Origin of the sequence: Pseudoalteromonas sp. ASV78 (assembly GCF_047806705.1) — a bacterium.
Lineage (GTDB): Bacteria > Pseudomonadota > Gammaproteobacteria > Enterobacterales > Alteromonadaceae > Pseudoalteromonas > Pseudoalteromonas prydzensis_A.
On the sequence record NZ_JBLOPA010000001.1, the window covers coordinates 2,420,415 to 2,446,186 of the forward strand.

Consider the following 25,772-nt stretch of genomic DNA (forward strand, 5'->3'; position numbering starts at 1 on the left):
TCCCTGAAATAATTAGTTGCAACTGTTGATGCCAATCTGTGGTTTATAAAATTCCGACATTACTACATTTAGTTAAAAACCTTTGGTCACGTGTAATATGATGAATATTTAAAAAACGAATGAAATACCACATTGGCAAAGTCATAACTAATGCGATCATCAAAAACCATTCGACATTAAATCTGTCTGATAGTAAACCGGCAAGTAGTGCACCTAGCGGCATCGCTCCCCATGATAACATTCTAAAACTGGCATTCACTCGCCCCAATAAAAAAGGCGGCGTATAAGTTTGTCGATAAGTAACTGTAATACATCCCCAAACGCCAATCAGTAAACCCAAAATAAACAATGAGATATACAAAGTAAAAAGATGAGGAAATAATATCACTATCAAAAACGGTAACGGAAATAACGCAATAATCCATTGCAAGATTTTATATTGATTAAAACCTTGAGTTATTCTATTGGCGGAATTTGCACTGATGACAAACCCAACAGCGTAAACACTCAACGCCATACCGTATAGCGATTCATCTTCACCTAATTCATGAATAATATAAAAAGGTAATATCGCCGTAAGACCAGCTAAAACAAAATTACTTATACAGGTAGTAGTCATTAAGGCATTTAGTACTTTTGAACGTCTTAATATTCTCCAACCGGCCCAGATACTCTGTTGCGCATCTTTTGCAGTAGATACCTTTTCACTAGCACTTTGCGCCTTTGTTGCCCATACAAATATAACCAAAGCAAAAGCGTAACTTATTATACAAATGTACAAACCATTGATTAATGAATCAGCAAACAAAAAAGCAGCTACTGGCGGTGCAACAAAATATGAAAGCAATGTTTCCAAAGAATGAACTTTCGAATTAACCGCCAACATTTGCTCTGGTTCAAACAGCTGTGGAAGCATCGCTTGAGAAGCATTATCAGATACAACCTCGCCAACGCCAACAAAAAAAGCTGCGACTAATAGCAACATTTGAGCGGTGTAATTATCAGTAGAAAAACTAAGATAAACCACCGAAAAAGTTAACACGCTAACTCGCAAATATTGACCTAGTTTGAAAGCAAATATAGCCCCACGCATATCGATAAATTTACCAACAGGTAAAGAAAGCAATAACCATGGGCTTGTGCGACAAAAATGAACAACTGAGACAAAAAGTGCAGAATCTGATATCTGTAATGCCAGCAATGGTAACAACACAAGGGTAAAACCATCTGCGGCGTAAACAAGTGAGAAAATGCCTAAAATTCTATTCATCTATTACGCTTCCTTAGATACTTATATGATGATTAATTGATAAAAAAGAGTATATCGCCATCATCAACATGCTCCCTATACACTTTATTAGGGGCTGTTTACATAGCCACATCATCGAAAATACCAGTCTAATATGCTGGCATAATTCCTTTCCAGCATATCGTAACATATTGCTATTGCTCTAAAATTTTCAATTCGCGCAAAAAGCATTTTCAACTAAGTGGCGGTATTTATACAGGCTCCAATTCATGCCTTGATTGCCTTTTCGGGCATTTTTTCGTCTCGGAATTTCGGGGCGGCGCGAATAGAACTCCGTAAATTCTCACTGTCATATCCTTTGTCAGCCACTACACAATCCGCATCTGGTGACTTCCATACAAGGCTTTCGGCATGGCATATATCATGAACTTGGCCTCCTGTTAGTTCAAAATGAACGGGTAAACCGCCACTATCAACGGCTAAATGGATTTTTGTCGAATTGACGCCTCGACTTTTACCTATAGATTCACTCTCGTTCGTACTTGCGCCTGTTGCATGTTGATGAGCACGAACGATACTACCTTCCAAAAACAACCATTCTGTACTATGAAGCTAACTCACTGAATATCTGTTGTAAAACGCCTTTCTTAGAGCAGAGATGAAAGCGCCGAAATACCGTGCTCTATTACCCAAATGCGGAGGGTAAATCGCGTCAGGGACAACCCGTCCTCATTCAATAAAGAATGCCTTCGAGGTCTGATTCGATGCTCGGGTTTGTTATAAATACGACCCGTCTGGCGCATTAATTGGCATAGCTTCTGCCATAAGGCATCTGTTAACATGGTTCTAGGCATGATGGCTTGGTGGTGGTTAGTTTTTGGCGAAAGTAATTATACCAAGTCGCCTTGCCATTCAATATTCATACTCGAAGGATCAACACGCCTTAAAGCTTTATTTTAAATATTCAGTTGACTGATAATGGAGCCGAATACTCATTAATACAGTAGTCAATTTTGCTAGCTAATTGAGTAAAAACAGGCGCGGCCAATATTAGATAACCTTTCAGCCATTTAACCCCGTTGATCGATGTCGCATCAGACTGTGCGTAATGACACCATTGTTCAATACATTCAATAACAGTAGTTAAATCCAGTTGCTGATAATTTAATGCGAGTTCCTGTTTTTCTAATAACTGGTTAAACAACTGTTCGTCAAATATCCCCTCTAATGATGATATCCTTGCCAGTTGCTGCTCAACCGTTTGGTAATGTAATTGATTAAAATCTTGCTGATATTGGTGAAGTTCCAACATTGATATATCAGTATTTTGATATAAATTGTACTTTTTACAGATATACCCCCTAACAGCATCAACACAAAAGCGCTCATCTTGTTTCAAATCATTAACCCAAATAGCATGTTTACGACTAGTTGAGATTTTTTCACCTTCTAAAGTAAAAAAGTGACTAATATGATGATGATCGAAGCTCCTATATTTGTTTGTTGCCAAAGCTAAAGCAGGTATGTTTCGTAACAATAAACCGGCATTATCTTTACCATAAGCAAATATGTTGACAGTATCAGAGTCAGCATCAAATGGATTCAATGCCAAACCAAGCTGTTGCTTTATCTTTTCACCTAAATAGATTTGCTCGATAAAAGTAAAATTACTATGCATAAAAACTTTGCTATTATCACCACAACTAATCCCCCAACGATCATAAGTTGTCCATGGGATAGTAAATGTTTCTTCGGCTTGATTTGCTTCTGTTAAATAAGACAACGTTTCAGGAATACTTAACTTGGCATAATATTTAGTGAGTGAGGCCCATGAAATAGTCAAGTCCTCTTTCGGTACTTGATGCCATTTCATTGCTTCACCAGTTAGACAATAAGGCGATTTTATGTGAACAGCATCAAGTACCCTTGAACAAGCATCGCAACTAAAACTACTGACTTTACTGCCACAATAACCACATATACCATTTAACCATTTGCCACTGACAGGAATATTTTGTTCAACGGTAAAAGGAAATTGCGCAGTCACATCAACCTTATATTCTGCTAGCAAGCCATCGACTTCATTAACAACATCAGTAAACCCTTGCTTATGATCGTCATCTAAATAATTGATAATACAATCTTGGAAAATATCTAAATATTCAAGATCTCCTTTAATTGCATTAACATATTCATCAACAGTTTCAACAGCATCACGATTTTCCTGCTGAGCGGAAAATAGTACTGAGTTATCAAATACATCAAAGCCATTCACAGTTACCGCTTTTAACCCCTTGCGATGATAATGTCTTTTTAATACATCCATTGGTAAAAATTGAGCGCCAATATGCCCTAGGTGTATATGCCCATTAGGTGTAGGCATGGCTGACATCAGTATATATGCCTTATCTTTCATTTCTTACCTCGACTTAAAACTATTTCTTTGCGCACTATCAAGTGCTTGTTTTTTGAATTTTTCAACCGCACCTTTTTCATCCCATTTGACAGCATTTTCATAGCTCAAGCTATGCAAAGGATCGGCATAGAAAAAGTATGTATTTTCTTTAACGCTAGGTGCACGATAGACACTCAGTCCAGTTTCTTGATCATAATAACGGAATGACCAAACATCTCGTTTACCGCCTCCATTTGGCAAATCAACAACAAAAGTCGGAATGTTAAAACCAGCGGTAATACCTCTTACCTTCTCTTCAATTTCTAACATTCTCCAAAGCGGCGTTCGTAAGAACTCTAAACCTTGAACCATGTCATGCTGATAAACATAATAAGGTTGAATATTCAGTGCAGAAAGTAATTTAATTAACTCACTCTGAGCTTTATAGCTATCGTTGACACCACGGAGCATAACCGCTTGATTCCGAACCGTAACATGATTGGCATACAATACCTGCATTGCCTGACGAGTAATATCAGTGATCTCTTGGCAATGATTAAAATGTGTATGTAATGCAACTTGTTTATGCAAGCGTCTGCCTTCAGCAGAGATCTCAATTAAAGCTTGTGTCCAATCATCGTGATTAAGAATTCTCATCGGACTTATCGCCAGACCTTTTGTTGCAAGTCTGATCCTTTTTATATTAGGTAAGCGTAATAATCGAATACCTAAATGGCGCATTTCCGTACCAGTTAAATTATAAAGATCACCCCCACTGACTACGACATCTTCAATTTCTGTATGCTCACTTAAATAAGCAAAAATCGCTTCTTCATCAAATGCCGACAATCTACCGGACTTTTTCTCTACAGTATCAGTGCTACCGCCAACAGCATAACTTCGCGTACAATAGCGACAATATACAGGACAACTAGATTGAGGAAGAAACAATACTTTATCAGGATATCGATGCACCAAATGTTCAATTGGAGAATCCGCTTGCTCATTTAAAGAATCTAAAGTCAACATTGGATGGTCTTCACAAATCTCTGAAGATAAAGGTAAAAACTGTAAACGAATAGGATCATTGACTGGCGAATCCCAATCAATCAAACTTAACATATACGGCGTAATTCTCACTCTCATCGGTACTTTATTTAACGCCTTCTCAACCTCTTCAATAAAATCTTCTGATGCGACTTTTTTCAAAAACTCAATGACTCTTCTTTGGCTAGAAATCGAATTCTTCACCTGCCAACGATGATCATTAAATTCACTTGCAGTGACATTTTCATATGGCACAAGCTTCCGCCAAAAATCTCCTGTGCGAAAGTTAAGATAATCTGACATAGCAGCATTAGAACAATCGCCTACTTGAGTGTCATTGCTAATATTATCAAGATCACTAGTCTCTAGAATATTTATATTCATATTACAACTCCCTATTTGATAACCATTGAGTTAAGTCTTCAATCAATGCTTCTGTATTTTCCAGTCCGATACTAAACCGAAATACATTCCATTCATCTGGTAGCTTCTGAATTGTTCGAACAATTTTCGTCGCAACTGTCGGCATCCATTGTGCTTTACTCTGACTTCCTCCCCAGCCAGTAGTAAGCTCAAATAGCCTTAAGGTTTTTAAACGCTCTGCAGCGGCCTCACCACCAAAAAGCTCAAGTGAAAACACACCTGTATGCCCCTTAAAATCTCGACTTAAAATCTCTTGGCATTGAGAATTAGCATACAAAGGATGGTAAAGATGCTTGACCTGTGAGTGATCATTAAGATGATGTAGTATTTCGGCGCTGCTGCGTTGAATTTTATCTAACCGAATATCGAGAGTATCCACTCCCCTGAGCGCCGCATCACAACTATTGCGAGTTACGCCTTCATCAAATCCAAGCAATCGAACGGTTTGTTGTAAACTTTCTATTTGTTCTTCATTACAAGCAATTGCACCTAATATTAACCCATCTTGACCACCAATATATTTACTGATTGATTCGATAACAATATCTGCCCCTAAACACAGCGGTTTGTAGGCTTGTGGACTTGCCCAACTATTATCAATAGCAATAGGGATCGAGCGACCAGCTAAGCTAGCTTTTAGTAAAGGTAAGTTAATCAACTCATAAGTCCATGAACCCGCGGTTTCACATACGATAAGCTTGGTATTTTCTTTAATATGAGATTGAATATCTGCAACATCATTAGGAGAAAAATAACTTAAGTCACATAGGGCCTGTTGAGACAAACGCTCACAAATCGTGCGCGTAGGTCCATAAACATTATCGCATATCAATAAATGTGTACCAGGTTTCGCGAATGTAAAAATGGTGGCAAAAATAGCGCTTGTGCCAGAAGGCAATATAATTGTTTGCTTTGCTTGTTCTAATTCACACAAGACTTTTGCCAGTAATTGATATTCAAAATTCCGATGTTCTACAAGAGATTGCTTTAACACTTTATGCTTCTTTCCTTGTCATAATGTTGGTAGAGTAGTTTGCCCTGTACTCACACAACTAAAGAATCATCTTTCATTTGAGATGAAACTGTCGAAGTTGCTGGTTGTAAGAATCTTAAAAATGCGGGTATGGTTATCAAGATTAAGAGTGTTGATATAATCAGGCCGTAACACACAGTGATACCCAATGGTTTAACTATATCTTTCGCAGGACCAAATCCAATGGCTATCGGTAGCATACCGATAATAGTAGTTAAATTCGTGACTAATAAAGCCTGTAGGCGCTGTTTTAACGTATGCAAAACAAGGCTTGGAAAGCTATGGCAAAACTTGCTCTGGTGGTTGAAAATTTCCAACATGATAATGATATTATTAACACTTAAACCGCTTAGAATCATCAACCCCAACATCCCATTGAGTGACAAAGGATATTGCAGTAATAAAAGCATTAACATGGCACCAAAAATACTAAACATGATAGCGCTAAGGCATATCAATACAGGCTTCCAGCGTCCAAAATGACCAATTAAAACAACGACAACTAAAGCTACACTAAACAGTAATGAAAACACCAAAGAATTGATAGAAGATTCTCTTTTCTTAAATTCATCTATAAAAAGATAAGACGTATGACTATCGGTATCATTAATAAACTGAGATAACGAACGTTCCATCATATCGATATGATGGCGATTAGCATATTTGGGTTTTAATTCAACTTTTAATTGTGAGAACTCTCTCCCATTATAAGCAAAATAGTCTCGCCATCTTTGCTTACTCTCAATGGTATATATTTCATCTGCTAGAAAAGTCTCATTCTCAATCAACATAGGCATGTATTGCAATTCATTCAGATTCTTTTCTATCTCCCCTGATACCAACTTGACCTTGATTGCACGGTTATCTTGGCGTATATCAAAAACCTCAACAGGTTCCACTGAATATTGAAGTTCGCTCAATAATTCATAAGATAAATCCAAATTAATAACACTGACATTGCTGCTAGCAAAAAGCTCACGAAATTTTATGTCAATATTGTTATTTTTGAGGTTATTAGGTGTCATTTTAACCCCTTTAACCCAGGGGTGTTCTTGGGAAAATTGATATACTTTAGTGGCCAAAGCCCTTGCTTCTTCCCTACCCGACATCAATAAATTAACATGATCTTTTGCGGAAATTTTAAGTGAAGAAGTGATCCATGGATCGATCATAATAGTGTAATCATCATTAGACTTAATGTGTTTGGTTAACGCTTTAAAATTCCTTTCAAAAGTTTTATAAGAATTTAATTTTATTGAAATGTAAGCTTCACTTTTTCGAATATCCCAATAAATTGACTTCAGATCGCTACCTAATAAGGATTTCGCAGTATCATTGAGTTCAGACAGATAATTAGCCTTCTCTGAAAAGGCCAGACCATCAACAGAAAATCCAATATAAATATCGATAATTTCAGCTTTTGGTTGTGCAATAACCTCTTTTTCAAGTTTAGGAAACAACAGATAAATCCCTCCACCCGACACAGATAGAGCACTAAAGATAATAAGAAATGAAAACCACTTTTTTTCAAACGTTTTAGCAATGAAACTACTCATCAAACCGTTTTCCATGGTAGTAAATTCTTTTTGTACCTTTTGAGTATCTAAAGCCTTTGGCGAAGTGAACTTTATATATAATGCAGGAATAAAAAATAGCGACACCAACATAGATACAATGAGCAAAATAATGGCCACCATCGCAATATCAAATAATAAACCATAGACCTGAGGTACACTGAAAAGCAAAGGGAGATATATAGCGATTGAAGTCACATTGGAAGCAACAAGGGTTGGACCAATTCGTTTCAGTGCAATCGCAACCCGCTGATTAACATCTGCGGTAATTTTCGCTTGTTTCAATATCGCATCGATAACCAAAATCGCACTATCTACCACCATGCCAATCGTTAAACCAATTGCACCGATTGATAAAATATTAATGCCTATTCCCAGTGGATACATAAAAATGAATGCAATACCAATAGCTAGGGGCATAGATAAACTAATTTGAACAAAAGGGGTTAATCGACGGTAAAAAAACAATACAATAACGCCAGCACTTATAATACCAGAAAGCACTGAGTACAAAATATTTTTCACCGCTTTTTCAATAAACTCTCTGGGATCATTCAATATAATGACTTCAGCAATACCATCCATTTGTTTAAAGACAGTTTGTTGAAATGATTTAGACACTTGGTAAAGATTGGCAGACACATCAGGCCACATTCCTAGCGCAAGAACTTCCTCACCCTCGTGCATAAAAACCCGTTGACTACGTTTTATATGCTTAGTTATCGATGCGACTTCATGAAGATAAATAGGGCTATCATAATATTTACCAATGACAATATTTTCGATGTCAGACAAGGATTGTGGCCGATGTGCACTACTAACCACAACTCTGCCATATTCAGTTTGTGTAAAAGCGCCTAACTGGGCATTAAATCTATAAGTTTCTAGTTTCTCGGCAATTTGACGGACACTAAAGCCCAAATCCAAAACTTTAAATGGATTGATCTGAATAATGATCGATTCTTCCACTGGTTCAGAAATACTAGTACGTGCTACCCCATTGATATTGTCAATCATCGGTATGAGTTCATGTTCAATACGATGACTGAGTTGTGTTACTGACATATCGTGAGGCTTTAATATGACATAGTTTTCCGTTCCTGCATTAATAACATCTGTCACAGGCTCAGGCAAATACTCAGGTAATTGTGCGGCAAAAGACAATACTAAGGCATGTAAATTACGTTTCGCTAAAGACACATCTACACGTAATCTAAAATACACATGATAATAAACTTTACCATTCATGTACTTAGCTTCAACATACTCAACCCCATCTAAGCCTCGTATAGCTTTCTCGAACTTAAGCCCTTTATTATCGATAAAATCCTCTATATCGGCTTCATAGAATAAAGTCGAACGCGCCATCGGACTATCTGCATCAGGATACAAAGCAACATCTAGCCGAGGTAGAACGACCATGCCCACCACTAATAAAAGCAAGGTTAAAGTCAAAGAGAATAATGGGTTACGTATTGCCAGATTCATTACTTTTCTCTTGTTTTGAACTTGACAACTTAGAGATCAAAACAACACTGTTAGCGACAAGTAAAGAAGCACAATCAACATTTTGTAGACACGAATCTGAGTCTAATCTCACATCAATTTTAACCCGGGCAAGACTAGAAACAGTCACTTCATGTATAGCGATAACCTCACCATAAATTTGTTGAGACGATTCACCAGGGTCAATTCTTACCGATACTTTGTCGCCAAGCTTAAAATGTTTTATTTTATGGGGCACTAAATTAGCCGTCGCTATCAAGTCTTTTTTTCTAACCATGCTCAACAACGGGCTATTGCGATGCACTTTGTCACCTTTACGAACAAAAAATTCTCCGATATGAATATTAGGCTCATGATTAAATTCAGTCTGATCACTAAACACAGGATCAATACTCGCTACCCGAATCATTTCATGTTTTTCAGAGATCTTCTGGCCTGCACTGACAAAAATCTCAGAAATAATGCCCTCAACATTAGCCAACAACAATTTACGTTTTACATAAACTAAACGCCCAACCACTCGCGCATCTTCAATATAAACTTGCGCAGCACCAAGCTCTTCGGTCTTGACTTGCAAAGTTGTAACACTAAGAAAAAATATAAAAACAACGGCTAAATAATGACAGCATCGCATAGTCAGTCTCCTTTTTCGACTTGCTTATCAACAGCTACAACACCATTTCTATTCAGTTCAACTGGCTCAGAAGTAATTCTGCCGGAGTTAACAGGATACTCCGCATCTATCCAAGCAAAAAAGCCTTCATATATAATTAACGTATTAACAAAACCATTTTCACGTAGCGCATCAACCACCGTTTCAGAAGCCGCTCTTGGACAAGCGCAATAAGCGACAATCCACGTGCCATCTTTAGGTAACCCTTTGGTCACCTCACTGTCATCACTGTAATAAGGGATTGGAATGGAACCGGGAATGTGAAGGCTATACCACTCTGACTTTGTTCGAGTATCCAAAAGAACAAAGCGTTTTTTATCTTCCAATGCTTGTTTTAATTGATGAATTGATATGTATCGCCCATCTTTTATTTTAAACTCTGGTGCAGGATTATTAGGATTTAAAATATAATCCTCTTCGGAAGGAATTGGTCTAAGCTTAGTTTTCACTGGTATATCGCCATAGACATTACTTCTAATATAAGCAACTAAATCATTAATGCTTTGTTCAGAAATAAGCTGCTTAAAAGCAGGCATCGGCGTACCATCGCGACCGTTGACAATAGCGTATTTAATAAAGTCATCCGTTGCATAAGATAAAAACGTATTATTACTTAAAGCTGGGCCAACATGCCCCTCTCCCTTATCACCATGACAAGAAGCACACTGAGCTTGATAAACTGTCTTACCTGCTATAGCATCGCCATTAACAATATCCTTTGAAAATTTCACATCTTTGTGACCACTTTCAGCTTTTAACCATTTAACCAACATAGTGATATCGTCAATATTTAACGGCCCACCCATTTCATCAAGATAAGCAGACATAGCTGTACCTGGCCGACCAAATTCAACAGCAATAGATAAATAAGCTGTAGGGGCTGTAGACATAAGACTTTTAGAGCGCAACGATGGCGCATGATCTGCTGCATGACCTTCACGGTTTTTACCATGGCAAAGCGAGCAATATTGTTGATACATAGATTCAGCGCGTTTTTTTTCATCAACGCTTAACAGGGTATCGTAAACACTAGCAGATGCAGTGGGTGCAATCGTTGAACAATAAAGTGCAACCAATAAAAATAAGATTTTCATTTTCAAGCCTATTAAGTAAACTAAAATTAACATGCTTAAAGTCAGAATCGATTTCACTCGATTAAAAAACCGTCAAACTAATGCTAACCAAAACCAGAAAAGTGGATAAAAAATCTCATGTAGCCAACTTACACGATGCACATCGAAACCTATTTACTTAAATAATGCGCATCATCTCAATGAGGAATATATGAGAGTCCTTTCGGCGATTGGGTATTCCCTATGAGAATACTTATATCAACTAGCTTAATTTTCGAATGCCTGACTTCTTACATGGAACGAACTTCATTTAAGTTCCTGTAAATTCAAAAACCATGGCGCACTATCAAAATCTAGTCGATCTAAATAGTGACCATGCCCCATTTACGTTGCTTACTTATAGATTTTCTCTAATTTCATACGACGGTCTTTCATCACTTCAACAATTTTTGTCGACAATAACTGTTGTTGCTCATCATTTAAACCAACTAATTCTGACTCAGCTTTACCAAGAGCAGTGTATAACAATGCCACTAGACGCTCACATTCACTGCGAACTCTACCGATACGCTCACAGATGGTTTCAATAACGGCAATATGGTCATAAATATGCCATCCCATACGATTTAAGCGGAATCGTATTGTAATTTCATTGTTTTCCCACCAAGCATAACCACTATCAAGTTCCTCATCAGTGATGTTAGAAAACTCTTCCATTAGTTGCTTATGAGTTGACTCTGAAATATCAATTAGTGCATTGATATCACCAAAGTTCTCTGGTGGAAGACCATACTTCTCAACAGTATCAAGAATAGGTTTTTTGTTCTTTAAAGAACTTTCCTCACCATTACGGATACCATGTAAAGTATTGCGAATTGACGTTGCATGAGCCCAAAACTCCGCCATAACACAATGAACATAATTATTTCTAATCGTTCTTTGCTTACCTAATGAATAATTTTCATCAAGATGCTGTGCATCTACATCCGCGCCTTTAAGACCAGCCATCACACCTTGTAAAGCACGAAATGCAACTTGCCATTCACGTAATACTTCTTGCACGGCGGTAAGTTGTTGACCATCGCGAGCACGATTACCTTTAACTTCAATGCTGAAATCGATTAAACATTGATAAACCCCAAAGACAAACTCACGCAAACAATCAGTATAGTGCTCCCAACCTTTAACCGCGTCGCCTTTCCAGTCAATCATCAAATCTGAATCTGGAACGTCTTTCAGCGTATCACAGAATAACTTAACTTCTTTCGCCAAAGGGGATAAGCCATTTACAGACACTTGCGTTTCATCTTCAGGATACCCCCCTTCATTAGACGCAATTGGCTGCCAATAAGCTGCTTCTCGGTAAGCTAAACTTTGCTCGTTATTTGCATCCATAATATTATCGAATTGCTCAACAGCCTTACCATAATCTTTACGGAACATATCCCATTTTGCCAAGCCAATTTCTAGTTGTTGATTGAACTTGTGCTGATCTAAATCACCAAAAATATCATGATGTACCTTAGTGTAGCCAAGTGACAATCTCGTGTGCAATGGAGCTCCCAAGAATTTGTGGTAAATATCCCCATTATGGTCAATAAGCTGTACTGTCGGCGACATAATAAAAATATGACTACCAACTAATCTTGAAATCATCGGATCAGGCTTATCCGACTCAACTTCAACCCAAACAGGAATCGTTCTACTCTCAACTTTCTTTAAAGTGGCTTGTTCTACCAGAATGTTACTTTTTATATTTTGGCAACCTAGACATGTTTCACTGTGAAAATAGATAAGTATTGGTTTCCCACTTTCTTTTGATAATTCCATTGCTTTTTCATAGTGATTCTGACTTAACCAGTTAATACTCATAACAATTCTCCCTCTTATTATATTATGTCCAAAAATTTCGATTTGTTAGGCAATCTAAATAAAAATCGAAATATCCATTATAGAAACACAAAAAAACATTTTAGTAAAACATTAATTTTGTAACGTTAACGTTAACCTAATCGATTGATGTAAACCCGGCTCACCCCATTTGAGCCAAGTTGCTGGTTAAAAAATTATCCTTGAACTTGTCTTTCAAGACCCTGGGGGTGAGGTCAAGGACGTCTCTGGCCGGAGGCAGGCTGATCCGTTGCAGAACATCCACCAGATAATAGTAGGGGTTCACGCCCTGAAGGCGGCAGGTGACCATCAGGCTTTGCAGGATCCCCAGTTGTTCTGCGCCGATTTCTGTCCAACAGAACAAAAAATTATTGCGCCCCATGGGAATCACCCGCTGCGCCCGCTCCAGGTGATTGGTTTCGACCGGCCCCCCTGGATTGGCCAGAAACACATGTAGCTGTGTTTCGCGCTCGTGGGCATAGAGCAGCGCCTTACTCAGCGGATTGGACGGCAGCAGATCAATGCGCTGCCGTTGCTGGTATAGCCAGCGAAAGCAGTCGTTCACCACTGGCTCACTGTGCTTGAGGCGGTATTCCGGCTCTGTGACAAATCGAGCTGTTCATCGCGGATATGCTTTTCGTGTTGGTACAGCACGGCTACCTGACCCAGTGCCTGTTGTGCCGCTTCCGGCACCATCTTCAGGGCCTTTTCGAAGGCGCGTCGGGTGTGCGCCCAGCAACTGGCGTGGGTGATCTGCTGCTCCTGCTGGTTCAGTTGGCTGACCGCTTTGCTGTAGGCGGCATAGCCATCGGTTTGCAAGGTGCCGTTAAAATCCGCCAATTGGGCTTTTCGTATGCTGCATGCCGCGACCGGGCGATCAAGTAAAAGCCACCTCATCCTGCTCGCCATAGATCGGCCAGAAGTAGGTTTGTTTCATGTGCCCGGGTTGTCGGCCGGCGCTTTTTTTCAGGCCAACCTTCATTGGTACCTCGTCCATCGCCAGCACCTTACTTTGCAGGATATACCGCCACTTGGCCAGGTAGATGGGGCGCAGCAGTTCAATCCCTTTTTGCATCCAGTTGATCAGCGTACCACCTTCAGCTGTTGGCTTCCTCTTCTACGCGATCCCATGAGTGTCGCACTTACTACCTGAAATCAGGGTGTACTATGTGTGAGTTCAACGTTATTTAATCGGTGATTTTATATGGCCTATATTAGATCAGATATTTAAGCGAAATGGTATTAGAGAGGGAAGAGCAAGAAAACAATTAACGTTTCTAGTTAAGCCTTCATTGTTATGGTGGGGTTTAACTTCTGGTATTTCAGGTGAGATTAAAGAGACTAATGGAGAAGTCATTGTAAAAATAAATAGGCATGACTCTGAAGAAAGGCAAAGATTTACACTTGCCCATGAGATAGCTCACTTTTTGCTACATCGTGACAAAATTGGAGATGGAATCGTTGATACAATGCTCTTCCGATCATCTTTATCTAACTCATTAGAAGCTGAGGCAAATAGACTAGCAGCTGATATAGTAATGCCGTTTTCATTAATTGATTCAGAGTCACTATCGAGTAACCTTCGCTTTGAAGAGCGTGTTGAGTACTTGGCTAATTTATCGAAACTTTCTATACCCGCTATGGAAATTCGATTAGGAAAAAAAGGATTTTAAGATGTTTACTAACGAGTTTGATTATAAGTACTGCCCAATTTTATCAATTAGTCCAGCTGAAACAACGGCTTTAAAAGAGCTACCAGCTAAAGACAAGCAACTCATCTTGCCATTATTTCCTATTAAATCTTGGGCTACTGCAAATAAACTTAGTAGTTCTTTGGAGCGTGTTAGGAGCTCTCTTGGCAAAGAAGATTTTTGGATTGCGGATATAGATCACGCAGACCTAAAAACCAGAGACCAATCGAAACTTAGAGAAGTGCATCAAGAAATTTTGGCTTTAATGGACTCTAGAAGTGGGTATAGAAACTGGTATGAGTTTATTCAGAAAGAAAAATATTTAATTCCATGTTTACAGCTGCAAGACTTATCAGAGTTCCAACAACAACTTAATAATCTCGTTAGTTTAAATAGAGGAGTTGTTTTAAGACTCAAACAAGTTGACATTCAATTAGCTGTACTAGAAAGGATAACACCGTACCTCATCGGCACAGAAAATATACTTATAATATTAGACCTAGAACAAATAACACGAGACGCTGTTGATACTCACGGCACAATTACAGACCTACTATTAACAATTAACAACCTACTACCTAACGCGAAGCTATCATTATCATCTACTTCATTTCCTGATTCATTTGGTGGGTACTATAAAGGCTGTAACTCCATCCATGAGAGAGCCTTATTTGATCGAGTCAGACTACAACTGCCTGAGCTTATTTATTCGGATAGAGGGAGTGCAAGAGCTGAAAAACAATCGGGAGGCGCAGGTACACCTCCACCTAGAATTGATTATGCATGCCGCAATGAGTGGCATTTTATTAGACGAGAGCTGCCATCAAATCTGAATAATGCAAATTCAGAAGAAGAGAAAAATACAAAGAAAAAGCAAAAAAAACAACTTTATACACAAATTGCTGCAGATATCATGTTGCAAGATTACTGGGAAGAATCCCTAGCTTTATATTCAAACTACCTAATTGAATTAACAGCAAAGGGAGATGACTACGGAATAGACTCAGCTCAAAAGGCAACCGCAGTGAGAATAAATAAGCATCTACACACCCAGCTTTATTATGACAACATTACTGAAATTCAAGATACTGATGATGACTGGGTTGACTAATAACTTTAGTTATACACTTTCAGCGAAGCTTTTCAAGCTAACTAGGTAGTTATCTAGATTGTTCCAGAAATCAAAGTTTCGCTTTCTACTTTCTTCTGCAAAACTTTTTTGATCTTGAAATCTGCTTAATAACTTTAAGTCTTCTGCCTTAATTTCATCAGAACATGTTTGTGTTAAGAAACGACTTGTTGGTTCCCTAAACTTCCTTTGAAGAGCTTTCAAAGCCGCACTCTTGATTACAGCTTTTGAAAGTTTTTTTGCAGCTTGTTCCAGATCAGCTCTATTTCTATCAACTTTGAAATTCAAGTTTGATGTAAGCTTTAGCAAGTCTACAACATCAAGAAAATCTAATAAATTTTCTTTTGAAACGTTTTGTTGAAAGCGACCTTTACGCCTTACTTTGATTGTGTTTTCTTCTAACTCCCAAAGGCCTATATTAGCTGGCGATTCAGATATAAGCTTGGGGATAAACTTTGAATCAGCTACAACTATAACCTTATCAAAGTATTGAAGGTACGTATCCAACTGACCAGAGAGCCGATAGAGCGAATCTGCTTCGCTTTTTATCTCTATTGCTATCAAGCGGTTTTGATACGTAAATGCTAAATCAACTCTTCTTAAAAAATTGCCAACTACTAATTCACTCATGATCAGAGAGTCTTTATTTAAAAGCTTACGTTTTATTAGTTCTTTGATGGTTAAGGATTTTATATCTGATTCCAAAAGCCGTTTCATAATAGCTAAGCCTTAATTAATTTTTTTGATCTTGAGTTACTATCTTTAGAGCTAAGTATGGACACTAACTAAAAATAGATACAGAGGATTAATAAACCTAATTGAGCATTATACATACCTAAAGGATGGTAAATCAAAGTAAAACTCTTATACTTAGAGTAGCACAGAGGTAGCACAGAGTAATTTCTGTTAGTAGGTCTTTACTTGGGAAGCTTTGAAAAGTGGTGGCCCCTCCCAGACTTGAACTGGGGACCTAACGATTATGAGTCGTGTGCTCTAACCAACTGAGCTAAGGGGCCATTTTGTATTAGCGTCTATTTTAAACAAGGGCTAATTTTTGAAGCGTTTAACCACCTAAGCGGTTAAAGCGGGTTGCAGTATAAAAAGTTTTTACTGGCTTGTCACTAGCAAAAACCTTTATTTTAACAATCAACAAGCTAACTGCTTAAATAGTAGTCGCAAAGAGCTTTTGTTGGTGACTAAAGCCATTCACACGAGTACTTATATCACGTAGGAACGACTTTAGTCGCGAATGTTTTATCTTGTTCGTACCGATTCACAAACAAGATAAAAAACGCTACGCTAAAGTTAGCCCTAAATAGCTGCCAACGCTTTGTTTTATAATACTTACTAACTCGTTATCCATATATTGATATTCATCAGCAATATCTAATACTTGAATATCTTTATACGTTGATAAATGTCCAAATTGCGCTTTAAGTCTATTTTTGTGTTTTTGCTCCATAACAAATATGACATCAGCCCATTGCATCATTTTGGCATTCACTGTTCTCTTTGCATTAGGGCTGGTGCCTGCTGAGCTAACAGCGAGCTCTGGGTGGTTTTTCCATACTTGCTCAGCCGTTGGGCTTCGCCACTTATTGCGACTACAAATGAAAAGTACATTTTCCACTTTATATTCCTTCATTAATTATGTACTCCTTTATTAGCTGAGCAGTCATGCTTTAAAGTAAACTTTTCACCAGTGAATGTTTTTACAGGATTACCACGCTCAACTTCCCAGTGCTGTTGCCAACGTGCTGTTTCTTGCTGAGTCATTTTATCTAATGCTAGTTGCTCTAGTTTTTGAAACAACAGCACTCTTGCTAAACGCTTATTGGCATGCTGACTGCGCTCACTCTCAACACGTACCGAAATACCCGTTGCTGTGTGGGTGGCTCTGACTGCTGAATCAGTGGTATTAACATGTTGGCCGCCAGCGCCAGACGCGCGACATGTTTGAAAAGTTACGCCTTGCTCAAGCTTGCTTTCATCAATGTCGTACAGTTGCCCACTAAAAAACCAGTTTTTACGTTTATGCTTAGGCCGATACTGGCTTTGACATACCCACAACATCGCACCTTGCCATGACTGAGCTAATTGCTTAGCCGCGCTATCGACTGTTGAATCAAGTTGCAATAAAACCGACTTTAAACAGTCTCGTTCGATTGCGCTAACAACCTCAATAATCTCAAGTTTTATACCTTGTGCTAGGCATTGTTTTTTAATCATTTTTAACGCTAAACTTACAGCTTTACAGCACTCAATAGGTCCTTGCCCTGCTGATAATTGCAGTAATATCATGATCAACAACCTCCATTTGTTTTGAAGGTTAAAACGGGTCGTAACTTAGCTACCACCTCTATTAACCCTGCATCAACCATGTCACTTATAACCGTTTCACATTTTTTATACGCTTGGGGTGCTTCGTCGTATAGCAATTCTTTATTACCACAAATAACTCTGCTACCTAACGCTGTACGGTATAAATCTTCGCGCTTATATTTATGGCCTAATCGGCCATGACATTCACCCCGCTGCCATTTACGCCCCGCGCCGTGCGCAAGTGAAAATAAACTAGTATTGATACTTTCCTGCAATGCTAGGTCATTATCACTCAACGCTGTAAATACTGGTTTTACAAGATAACTGTAATCACCACGAGAGCCTGGGATCACTACATAACCTTTATCACTCGGTGTTGCACCTTTTCTGTGTAACCAGCCATCGCAACCATTAATATTTTTAGCCGATACTAAATTATGGTTAATATCTAAGCTACACTCACCATTTGCTCGTATAGCCTCTAAAAACCGCTTAGCGATCAACTCACGATTAAGCTCTGCAAAGCGCACAGCTTCATCATGCTTGCTCATGTAATCTTTAAAATCAGCATCACCTTCACATAAGCCATCGTGATTATGACCCGCTATATGTTCAACCAATATTGATTGCCCTAACCCCCGCGAGCCTGAATGAACCAATAATTGAAGATGCTTTTTACTTAGCCCTAACTCATCTAAGGCACTTTGATTGTATATCTCATCAATAGCTTGAAACTCAGCAAAATGATTACCGCCACCAATGGTGCCCAAGGCACTATCATAACCCTTGATAGTAATATTTTTTGCCGCTTTGCTACTTTCTATAATTGAGAACCAACTTTCATCGAGTGGCAGCTCAATATCTGTAAATTTTTTGGCTAGCTTATCCAAATTTACTTTTGCTACTTTGGCTGTGGTTTGCCACAGCGCCATACCGCAGCCAATATCGTTACCCACTAAAGCAGGGTAAATTTTGTTGGTAGTGAAAAATGCAGCCCCGATAGGATACCCTCTACCTGGGTGTAAATCAGGCATGCCCGCAACACGTTGCATACCATTTAGCTCTGATGTTTTGATCAGTTGCTGTATTGCCAGCCCTTCAATCCACGTATCAGCAGACGCAATAAGGCTAACTTTATCAGTTATTTTTTGGACGGATTTGCCCATAATACCAATTCCTTTTTCTTTGTTAGAAAAATAGGATTAAAACGAAATACGAATTGGCAGGTCTGGATCTATTTTGAAATCAAACGAAAGGAACGCATTTAAACGCAATGTTTACCTAAATGTACTTAATATATAACAGCGTATTTAAGTAACAAGTTTCTTATCGGATAAGACCTGCAAAGGATGTTGATGTCATTGTCATCGTATTTTCTCCTTCACAGTTAGTTGATGAATCCAACACTTAGGGTAAGTGCTGAACAATTGAACGAGCGCATATTAATCAGTTTTTGAACATAAAGCAAACACAAACTTATGCTATGTTTGCTTTATTTTCGATATATTTCTAAGTTTTAGCTTAACAATACTGTCCTGCCGCGAAGCCGCAGCTCCACGCATATTGGAAGTTATAGCCGCCTAACCAACCGGTTACATCAGTGACTTCACCAATAAAGTACAGGCCTTGGGCTTTTTTCGCTTCAAAGGTTTTTGAGCTGAGTTCGTCGGTGTCTACACCGCCTAAAGTCACTTCAGCTGTGCGGTAACCTTCGGTGCCGTTGGGTTTAATTTGCCAGTTATGAATGTAATTAGCGAGCTCGTCAATTTGACTATGAGTGAGCTGGTTTACATTGCAATCAGGGATGGCTTTACTTTCGTGCAGTATTTCAATAAAGCGTTTTGGTAAAATAGTCGCTAGGCTATTTTTTAATGATTTTTGTGCTTGGGTTTCTCGCCATGTTGCTAGTTGCTCTGTTAAATCAAGCTCTGGTAACAAGTTTATAGTAACCGCTTGCCCTGCTCGCCAAAATGAACTGATTTGTAAAATAGCGGGGCCTGATAAACCACGATGGGTAAACAAGATATTTTCTTTAAAGCTGGTGCCGTCTTCACTGCTGACAATACAAGGAATGCTGATACCCGATAACCCTGCAAAACGGTCTTTATCATGTTGATGCAAGGTAAATGGCACAAGTGCTGCCATGGTCGGCAATACTTTTAAGCCAAATTGTTCGGCAATTTTATAGCCAATTGGTGTTGCGCCTAGTTTTGGCATGGTTAAACCACCCGCAGCAACAACCAAAGATTCACACTGATACGTTTCTTGCTCTGTGCTCACCTGATAGCCGCTCTCGGTTTTTTCAACGTTAAGCACTTCGCTACGCAGCGCAACATTAACTCCAGCCCACTCGCACTCAGTTAGCAAAATATCAACAATATCTTGCGCGCTGTTATCGCAAAATAATTGGCCAAGGGTTTTATGGTGGTACGCCAAACCGTGTCTGTCCACCAGCTCAATAAAATCATGTTGGGTATAGCGGCTTAAGCACGATTTTACAAAGTGCGGGTTACCACATAAATAATTATCAGAGCTGGCATTTTCATTGGTGAAGTTACAACGCCCACCACCGCTAATGAGAATTTTACGACCTGGTTTTTTACCCATATCAAGTACTGTAACACTGCGGCCACGGTAACCTGCTTGCGCAGCACACATTAAACCTGCGGCTCCGGCACCGATCACTATTACATCTACTTGGGTCATTTGATTGTCTCATCAGGAAATTTTTGCAATTGTAGCAAATTTAAAAGTACAAACTGAGCGGTATTTCACTATTTAATTATTAACAATAAAGTGTGAAAAAATAAATGCACTTTCCACCACCCTATAAATTAATTAATACTTTATAACTAACAAAGTCGCATAATAAAAACCATAAAAGCGTATTTAGCCATATAAACATCCCGATATAACTAAAATAGAGACATTAATAATAAAACGTTACTTTAACTATTTTAACAGATCATTTACTTTTGTTCCCCTTCACGATAATCCATCGTGGAGAATACATAACAATCTAGGGATCATTATGACAACAACAACATTTAAAAAATGTGCCGTAGCGCTAACATTAAGCACGTTATTTGCTGCAACTACTAGTATGGCAAATCCAAGCCAAGCAATGATGCCATCAATGGCAGAAACCACAGCAAAACTACAGGGGCAAGATCCTCTTGGTACGCGTTTTATCATCAAATATAAAAATAACGCTGATGAAATGAGTACACTTTCGGCTGCTGAAACTAGCCCACTAATGATGAACAAAAAAGCCCAAGGCTTTATTAAAAACTTTACTAGTAAAAAAGGTAACGTTAAAGCGCAGTATGTTCGTGCTATGGCATTGAGCGACCACCATGTAATGCGTGCAAATAAAAAACTTAGCGCAGATGAAGCGCAACAATATATGCAAGAAGTGATTGCCTCTGGCAACGTGGAATACATTGAAATAGATCAAATGTTAAAACCATTTGCAACGCCTAATGATCCGCGTTATGACGATCAATGGCATTATTATGAACAAGCTGGCGGATTAAACCTACCTACAGCGTGGGATACTGCCACAGGTAGCGGTGTAACGGTTGCCGTACTTGATACTGGTTACCGCCCGCATATTGATTTAAATGCTAATTTATTACCTGGTTACGACATGATCTCCGATACCTTTGTTGCTAATGATGGTGGCGCACGCGATAGCGATGCTCGCGATCCAGGTGATGCGATCAGTGCTAACGAATGTGGTTATCAACATAGCGCACAGGGCTCTAGCTGGCATGGTACGCACGTGGCAGGTACTGTGGCTGCAGTAACAAATAATGGCGAAGGTGTTGCCGGTGTTGCTTATGACGCCAAAGTAGTGCCAGTACGTGTGCTGGGTAAATGTGGTGGTTTAACATCAGATATTGCTGATGGGATTATTTGGGCATCTGGCGGTTCGGTTTCTGGCGTACCTGCTAATGCGAATCCTGCTGATGTAATTAATATGAGTTTAGGTGGCAGCGGCTCTTGTAGCTCAACCACACAAAACGCGATTAACCAAGCTCGCAATAACGGCACTGTTATCGTTATTGCTGCTGGTAATGATAACGACAATGCCAACAACTACAACCCAGGTAACTGTAATGGCGTAGTGAATGTGGCTTCGGTTGGCCGTAATGGTGGTCGTGCTTATTACTCAAATTATGGTACGTCAATTGATGTTGCAGCACCAGGCGGTGCACAAAGTTTTGCCAATGATTCTGAAGGTGTGTTGTCAACGCATAACTCGGGTTCATCAAGCCCTTCAAGTGATAGCTACCACTACTCACAAGGTACATCAATGGCTGCGCCGCACGTTGCTGGTGTTGCTGCACTGATCAAACAGGCTAAGCCAAATGCAACGCCTGATGAAATTGAGAGCATTTTAAAATCAACTACACGTTCATTCCCAGCATCATGTAATAACTGTGGTACAGGTATTGTTGACGCAGCAGCAGCGGTTGCCGCAGCAAGTGGTACAACACCGCCACCACCAACAGGCAATGAATTACTTGATGGCCAAGCGCTAACAGGCCTAAGCGGCGGCGCAAGTAGTACTACTTTCTATACTATGACCGTACCAAGCGGCGCTTCTAATGTTACGTTTACTATGAGTGGCGGCAGTGGCGATGCTGATATGTATGTACGTGCAGGCAGCGCACCAACAACATCAACCTATGATTGCCGTCCATATAAAAATGGCAATAACGAAGAATGCTCTATCGATAACCCAACAGCAGGTACATATCATGTCATGCTGAGCGGTTACTCAGCTTACGCAAATGTGAGTTTAGTAGGTAATTTAACAACTGCTGGTGGTACAGGTGAGCCACAAGCAGGTGGTGGTACTGTGTCTGATATTTCAGCCAGTGCGGGTCAATGGAAACATTACACCTTGGATGTGCCTGCGGGTATGGCAAGCTTTACCGTAACGACTTCTGGTGGTTCTGGTGATGCGGACTTATTCGTTAAATTTGCTAGTCAACCAACCAGCTCTAGCTACGATTGTCGTCCATACAAAAATGGTAACGCTGAAACATGTACGTTCAGCAACCCACAAGCGGGTACTTGGCACATGAGCGTGAATGCTTATCAAACCTTTGCTGGTTTAACGCTTGATGCGCAATACCAACCTTAAGAACTAAAAACGCGAGTGTCAGTATTACTGTCACTCGCGCGCTTTGGTCAACCAGTTTCCCCTGGTGATTTTTAGCCGAGCTTTGCTCGGCTTTTTTATTACAGCTTTTCTAATATCGCTTCTGCGCGGCTTACAACAAACTCTTTGTCTTGTTCAACAAACAAACCCGTTACAGTTTGGTCTTCAACAATCATGGCATAACGGGTTGAACGAACACCACCAAAACCAGCGGTGTCTTTATCTAACCCAAGCGCTCTTGTAAAGCTCGCATCACCATCTGCAAGCATTTGAATATGCTCTGCATTGTGTGCTTCACCCCATGCTTTCATCACAAATGCATCATTCACTGATACACAGTAAATAGCGTCTACACCTTTGGCCTTTATTTGATCTGCAAGCGTAATAAATTCAGGTAAATGGGCATTAGAACAGGTTGGTGTAAAGGCACCTGGAACGGCAAATAACACCACTTTTTTAGCGGCGAATAAATCGTCATTGGTCAGTGTTTGCATACCGTCATCGGTTAATTGCGTAAGACTAATTGCTGGTAATACTTGGCCTTGAGAAATCATGGTATTTCCTTTTAAAGTAATGAGCTATAAACGACTTAAAAATAGCATAAAAGCGCGACTAGACCTAACAGCTAGTTGCAAGTCATTATGCTCAAGCAAAGTTACAATCCTAAGCTACTACGAATAGTGTGCATTTGCTGCTGTAAACGTTGGTGGATATCAGCCACTAGTAGACTGGATTCACTCACTTGACCTTTCATGCTCTGCATTGACTGGCTAAAGTTATCTAATAATGCATTTTGTTGTTTTGCTAACTCCATGGCCTCAAACGCTACTTTATTAGCGTCTTGGGCATTATCAGCGACACCTTCAGAGTTACGCTTAAGATCTTGCGCATTATTTGTTTGCAGTTGGGCATCATCTGCAAGCGCTGATATTTGCGTTGACACCATGCTGGAGTTTTCACTTAATAAGTTAAGTTGATTGTTAATATCACTCAAGGAGCCTTGAGTTTGCCGAGCAAGTTTACGCACCTCATCAGCAACCACCGCAAAACCACGGCCATGCTCACCTGCACGGGCCGATTCAATCGCGGCATTAAGTGCCAGTAAGTTTGTTTGCTCTGCAATATTGCGGATCATCTCAATAACTTGCCCTACATCTTGTACACCACTGAGGAGTTCTTGCAAGCTGTGTAAACCTTGGTCTACTCGTTGCTGCGTATTCGAGCTGGCACTTAGCATATTCTGAGCAAAGCCTAAGCTTTGCTCCATTGCTGAAAAGGTATGTTTCGCGTTATCTGCTACTTTGCCGTTAATGTCATTAACTTGTTCACCTATGTGTTGAATATCAGTCAGTAATTGTTGGTTTTGCTCTACTTGATGATGACTAGCATCAGTTTGCTCGCTTATTGTTTGTAAGTGTTCGCTCATCTCTTGCATAAAGTCATTAATCACTTCTAGCATTTGCGCACGCTCATTAGCCTCTAGGCGTTGGCGCTCAATAAGTTGATTAAAGTAAGTCGCTATTTCACCCACTTCAGTTTTCGGGTTTTTACTCACAATATTTTTTAGCTCATTACTTTCAATTAAAAATGCAAAACCATCTCGCAATTGACGAAGTGGTGTTAGTACTTGATTACGCTGTACAAAATAAACCCCAACAGCTAATACCACCAACATGCCAATGGCAATACAAAACACCACCAGCACTTGCTGCTTTAACGTACCTTGTTGAATTTTAAGTTGCTGCTCGGCATTAATCACCGTGCCAGAGAGTGTATTGATCTGTTTGCGCAGAGCCTGTATACCTGTTTGGCGCTGCTGAGCTTGCTCAATGGTGTTCGCTAAATCACGCGGGTAACGGTTCGGCCAGCTGCTTAGTTCCGCTTTAATTTCCTCCGCTAAGTCTTCGGCTTCTTCATCCATAAACAAGCTATCTTCATCAACTTCACTCATCAAACCTAAGTTTTCAAGGTCGTCAATCTGCTGCGCTAAACGGTTTAAGTTAGCAATACTTTGTTGTAAGTTGGTTTGTGTATCTTGATCAAAACTAAGCATTAACTGATAAGTAAACAACGACAAATTCGTCACTTCGCGGTAGTAGTCACTGGCAAGCAGGTAATAATCCTGCGCGTTAGTATTTTGCTGCCCTGCTTTGTTGGCATAATCAATTAAGGAAGACGCTGAGCCCGCCATTTGCCTAAGCGCATTATCAAGCAATGCGGTTTCATTACCTGAGAGTTTACCCAAAGCGCGATATTTACCTTTTATATCGGTATCAAGCTGGGTTAATTGCGTATCTAATTGCTGTTTTAAGTCACTTGGTAAACTAGCCAACTGGGTGTTTTTTACCTGGCTAATAAGTTCAGCCGCTTGTCCTAAATACTGACTATCGCCTTGTGCTAAATAGTCTTCAAGCAAGCCTTTTAAATCGACGAGTATTTTGTTTTTTAATTGATTATAAGATTGGTCTTGTTGTTCAAGTTTAACTAATGTTTGACTTGCCCAGTACAGAGTTCCGCCTAACAGCAGGCTGGCTAATGCCAACAAAATAGCCAGTAGCCGAGTAAATGATGACACGCGCATGAAATTCAATTCC

At 39.5% G+C, this 25,772-nt stretch carries 21 protein-coding genes, 1 tRNA gene and 1 pseudogene; 3 read left to right on the forward strand and 20 right to left on the reverse strand.

Annotated features, from left to right (window positions below; genetic code table 11):
• Window positions 1-43: 43 nt before the first annotated feature.
• The 12 genes and pseudogenes from ACMVDV_RS11035 to ACMVDV_RS11090 all read right to left on the reverse strand — a co-directional run bounded on the left by ACMVDV_RS11035 (window position 44) and on the right by ACMVDV_RS11090 (window position 13,938).
• Window positions 44-1,270, reverse strand: coding sequence for an MFS transporter (locus tag ACMVDV_RS11035; protein WP_416158144.1), 1,227 nt, complete (start codon window positions 1,268-1,270; stop codon window positions 44-46).
• Between the two features lie 111 nt (window positions 1,271-1,381).
• Window positions 1,382-2,103 (reverse strand): annotated as a pseudogene (locus tag ACMVDV_RS11040) (IS5 family transposase).
• A 110-nt stretch (window positions 2,104-2,213) separates the two neighbouring features.
• A complete protein-coding gene (locus ACMVDV_RS11045; RefSeq protein ID WP_416158145.1) occupies window positions 2,214-3,665 on the reverse strand; it encodes a class I tRNA ligase family protein in 1,452 nt (483 codons plus the stop codon).
• A gap of 3 nt (window positions 3,666-3,668) precedes the next feature.
• Complete coding sequence (locus ACMVDV_RS11050) at window positions 3,669-5,075, reverse strand: KamA family radical SAM protein (RefSeq protein WP_416158146.1); 1,407 nt, start codon at window positions 5,073-5,075, stop codon at window positions 3,669-3,671.
• 1 nt (window position 5,076) lies between these two features.
• Window positions 5,077-6,108 carry a trans-sulfuration enzyme family protein gene (locus ACMVDV_RS11055; protein WP_416158147.1) on the reverse strand — a complete coding sequence of 344 codons (1,032 nt, stop codon included), beginning with the start codon at window positions 6,106-6,108 and terminating at the stop codon, window positions 5,077-5,079.
• Window positions 6,109-6,158: 50 nt separating this feature from the next.
• Window positions 6,159-9,209: an efflux RND transporter permease subunit gene (locus ACMVDV_RS11060; RefSeq protein WP_416158148.1), complete on the reverse strand. Its 3,051-nt coding sequence runs from the start codon at window positions 9,207-9,209 to the stop codon at window positions 6,159-6,161.
• Window positions 9,190-9,861, reverse strand: coding sequence for a hypothetical protein (locus tag ACMVDV_RS11065; protein ID WP_416158149.1), 672 nt, complete (start codon window positions 9,859-9,861; stop codon window positions 9,190-9,192). The genes ACMVDV_RS11060 and ACMVDV_RS11065 overlap by 20 nt, the downstream gene beginning before the upstream one ends.
• Window positions 9,862-9,863: 2 nt before the next feature.
• Window positions 9,864-10,994, reverse strand: coding sequence for a c-type cytochrome (locus ACMVDV_RS11070; RefSeq protein WP_416158150.1), 1,131 nt, complete (start codon window positions 10,992-10,994; stop codon window positions 9,864-9,866).
• Between the two features lie 372 nt (window positions 10,995-11,366).
• Entirely contained in the window at window positions 11,367-12,845 is a 1,479-nt protein-coding gene (locus tag ACMVDV_RS11075; protein ID WP_416158151.1) for a thioredoxin family protein, read from the reverse strand.
• 160 nt (window positions 12,846-13,005) lie between these two features.
• Window positions 13,006-13,428, reverse strand: a complete 423-nt coding sequence (locus ACMVDV_RS11080) for an IS66 family transposase (RefSeq protein ID WP_416158152.1) — start codon at window positions 13,426-13,428, stop codon at window positions 13,006-13,008.
• Entirely contained in the window at window positions 13,425-13,760 is a 336-nt protein-coding gene (locus ACMVDV_RS11085) for an IS66 family transposase (protein ID WP_416158153.1), read from the reverse strand. The genes ACMVDV_RS11080 and ACMVDV_RS11085 overlap by 4 nt, the downstream gene beginning before the upstream one ends.
• Window positions 13,741-13,938, reverse strand: coding sequence for an IS66 family transposase (locus tag ACMVDV_RS11090; protein WP_416158154.1), 198 nt, complete (start codon window positions 13,936-13,938; stop codon window positions 13,741-13,743). Before ACMVDV_RS11090 ends, ACMVDV_RS11085 begins: the two co-directional genes overlap by 20 nt.
• 217 nt (window positions 13,939-14,155) lie before the next feature.
• Between ACMVDV_RS11090 and ACMVDV_RS11095 the strand changes: the two genes are divergently transcribed.
• Both ACMVDV_RS11095 and ACMVDV_RS11100 read left to right on the forward strand, forming a co-directional pair.
• A complete protein-coding gene (locus ACMVDV_RS11095; RefSeq protein ID WP_416158155.1) occupies window positions 14,156-14,536 on the forward strand; it encodes an ImmA/IrrE family metallo-endopeptidase in 381 nt (126 codons plus the stop codon).
• A 1-nt stretch (window position 14,537) separates the two neighbouring features.
• Window positions 14,538-15,665, forward strand: a complete 1,128-nt coding sequence (locus tag ACMVDV_RS11100) for a beta family protein (protein WP_416158156.1) — start codon at window positions 14,538-14,540, stop codon at window positions 15,663-15,665.
• Between the two features lie 9 nt (window positions 15,666-15,674).
• On the opposite strand, the gene ACMVDV_RS11105 is transcribed toward ACMVDV_RS11100, so the two are convergent.
• From ACMVDV_RS11105 to ACMVDV_RS11130, 6 genes are all read right to left on the reverse strand, one after another.
• Window positions 15,675-16,400, reverse strand: a complete 726-nt coding sequence (locus tag ACMVDV_RS11105; RefSeq protein ID WP_416158157.1) for a sce7726 family protein — start codon at window positions 16,398-16,400, stop codon at window positions 15,675-15,677.
• A gap of 222 nt (window positions 16,401-16,622) precedes the next feature.
• Window positions 16,623-16,699: transfer RNA gene (locus tag ACMVDV_RS11110), tRNA-Ile, on the reverse strand.
• A gap of 278 nt (window positions 16,700-16,977) precedes the next feature.
• On the reverse strand, window positions 16,978-17,328 hold the full coding sequence (locus ACMVDV_RS11115; RefSeq protein WP_416158158.1) for a low molecular weight protein tyrosine phosphatase family protein: 351 nt from the start codon (window positions 17,326-17,328) through the stop codon (window positions 16,978-16,980).
• A complete protein-coding gene (gene prfH / locus ACMVDV_RS11120) occupies window positions 17,328-17,984 on the reverse strand; it encodes a peptide chain release factor H (RefSeq protein WP_416158159.1) in 657 nt (218 codons plus the stop codon). Before prfH ends, ACMVDV_RS11115 begins: the two co-directional genes overlap by 1 nt.
• 2 nt (window positions 17,985-17,986) lie before the next feature.
• Window positions 17,987-19,171, reverse strand: coding sequence for an RNA ligase RtcB family protein (locus ACMVDV_RS11125; protein WP_416158160.1), 1,185 nt, complete (start codon window positions 19,169-19,171; stop codon window positions 17,987-17,989).
• 355 nt (window positions 19,172-19,526) lie between these two features.
• A complete protein-coding gene (locus tag ACMVDV_RS11130) occupies window positions 19,527-20,711 on the reverse strand; it encodes an NAD(P)/FAD-dependent oxidoreductase (protein ID WP_416158161.1) in 1,185 nt (394 codons plus the stop codon).
• A gap of 322 nt (window positions 20,712-21,033) precedes the next feature.
• On the opposite strand from ACMVDV_RS11130, the gene ACMVDV_RS11135 reads away from it, so the two are divergent.
• Window positions 21,034-23,160, forward strand: coding sequence for a S8 family peptidase (locus ACMVDV_RS11135; RefSeq protein ID WP_416159089.1), 2,127 nt, complete (start codon window positions 21,034-21,036; stop codon window positions 23,158-23,160).
• A 98-nt stretch (window positions 23,161-23,258) separates the two neighbouring features.
• On the opposite strand, the gene ACMVDV_RS11140 is transcribed toward ACMVDV_RS11135, so the two are convergent.
• Together ACMVDV_RS11140 and ACMVDV_RS11145 are read right to left on the reverse strand one after the other, a co-directional pair.
• Window positions 23,259-23,732, reverse strand: coding sequence for a peroxiredoxin (locus tag ACMVDV_RS11140; RefSeq protein ID WP_416158162.1), 474 nt, complete (start codon window positions 23,730-23,732; stop codon window positions 23,259-23,261).
• Between the two features lie 101 nt (window positions 23,733-23,833).
• A complete protein-coding gene (locus ACMVDV_RS11145; RefSeq protein ID WP_416158163.1) occupies window positions 23,834-25,759 on the reverse strand; it encodes a methyl-accepting chemotaxis protein in 1,926 nt (641 codons plus the stop codon).
• Between the last annotated feature and the right edge of the window lie 13 nt (window positions 25,760-25,772).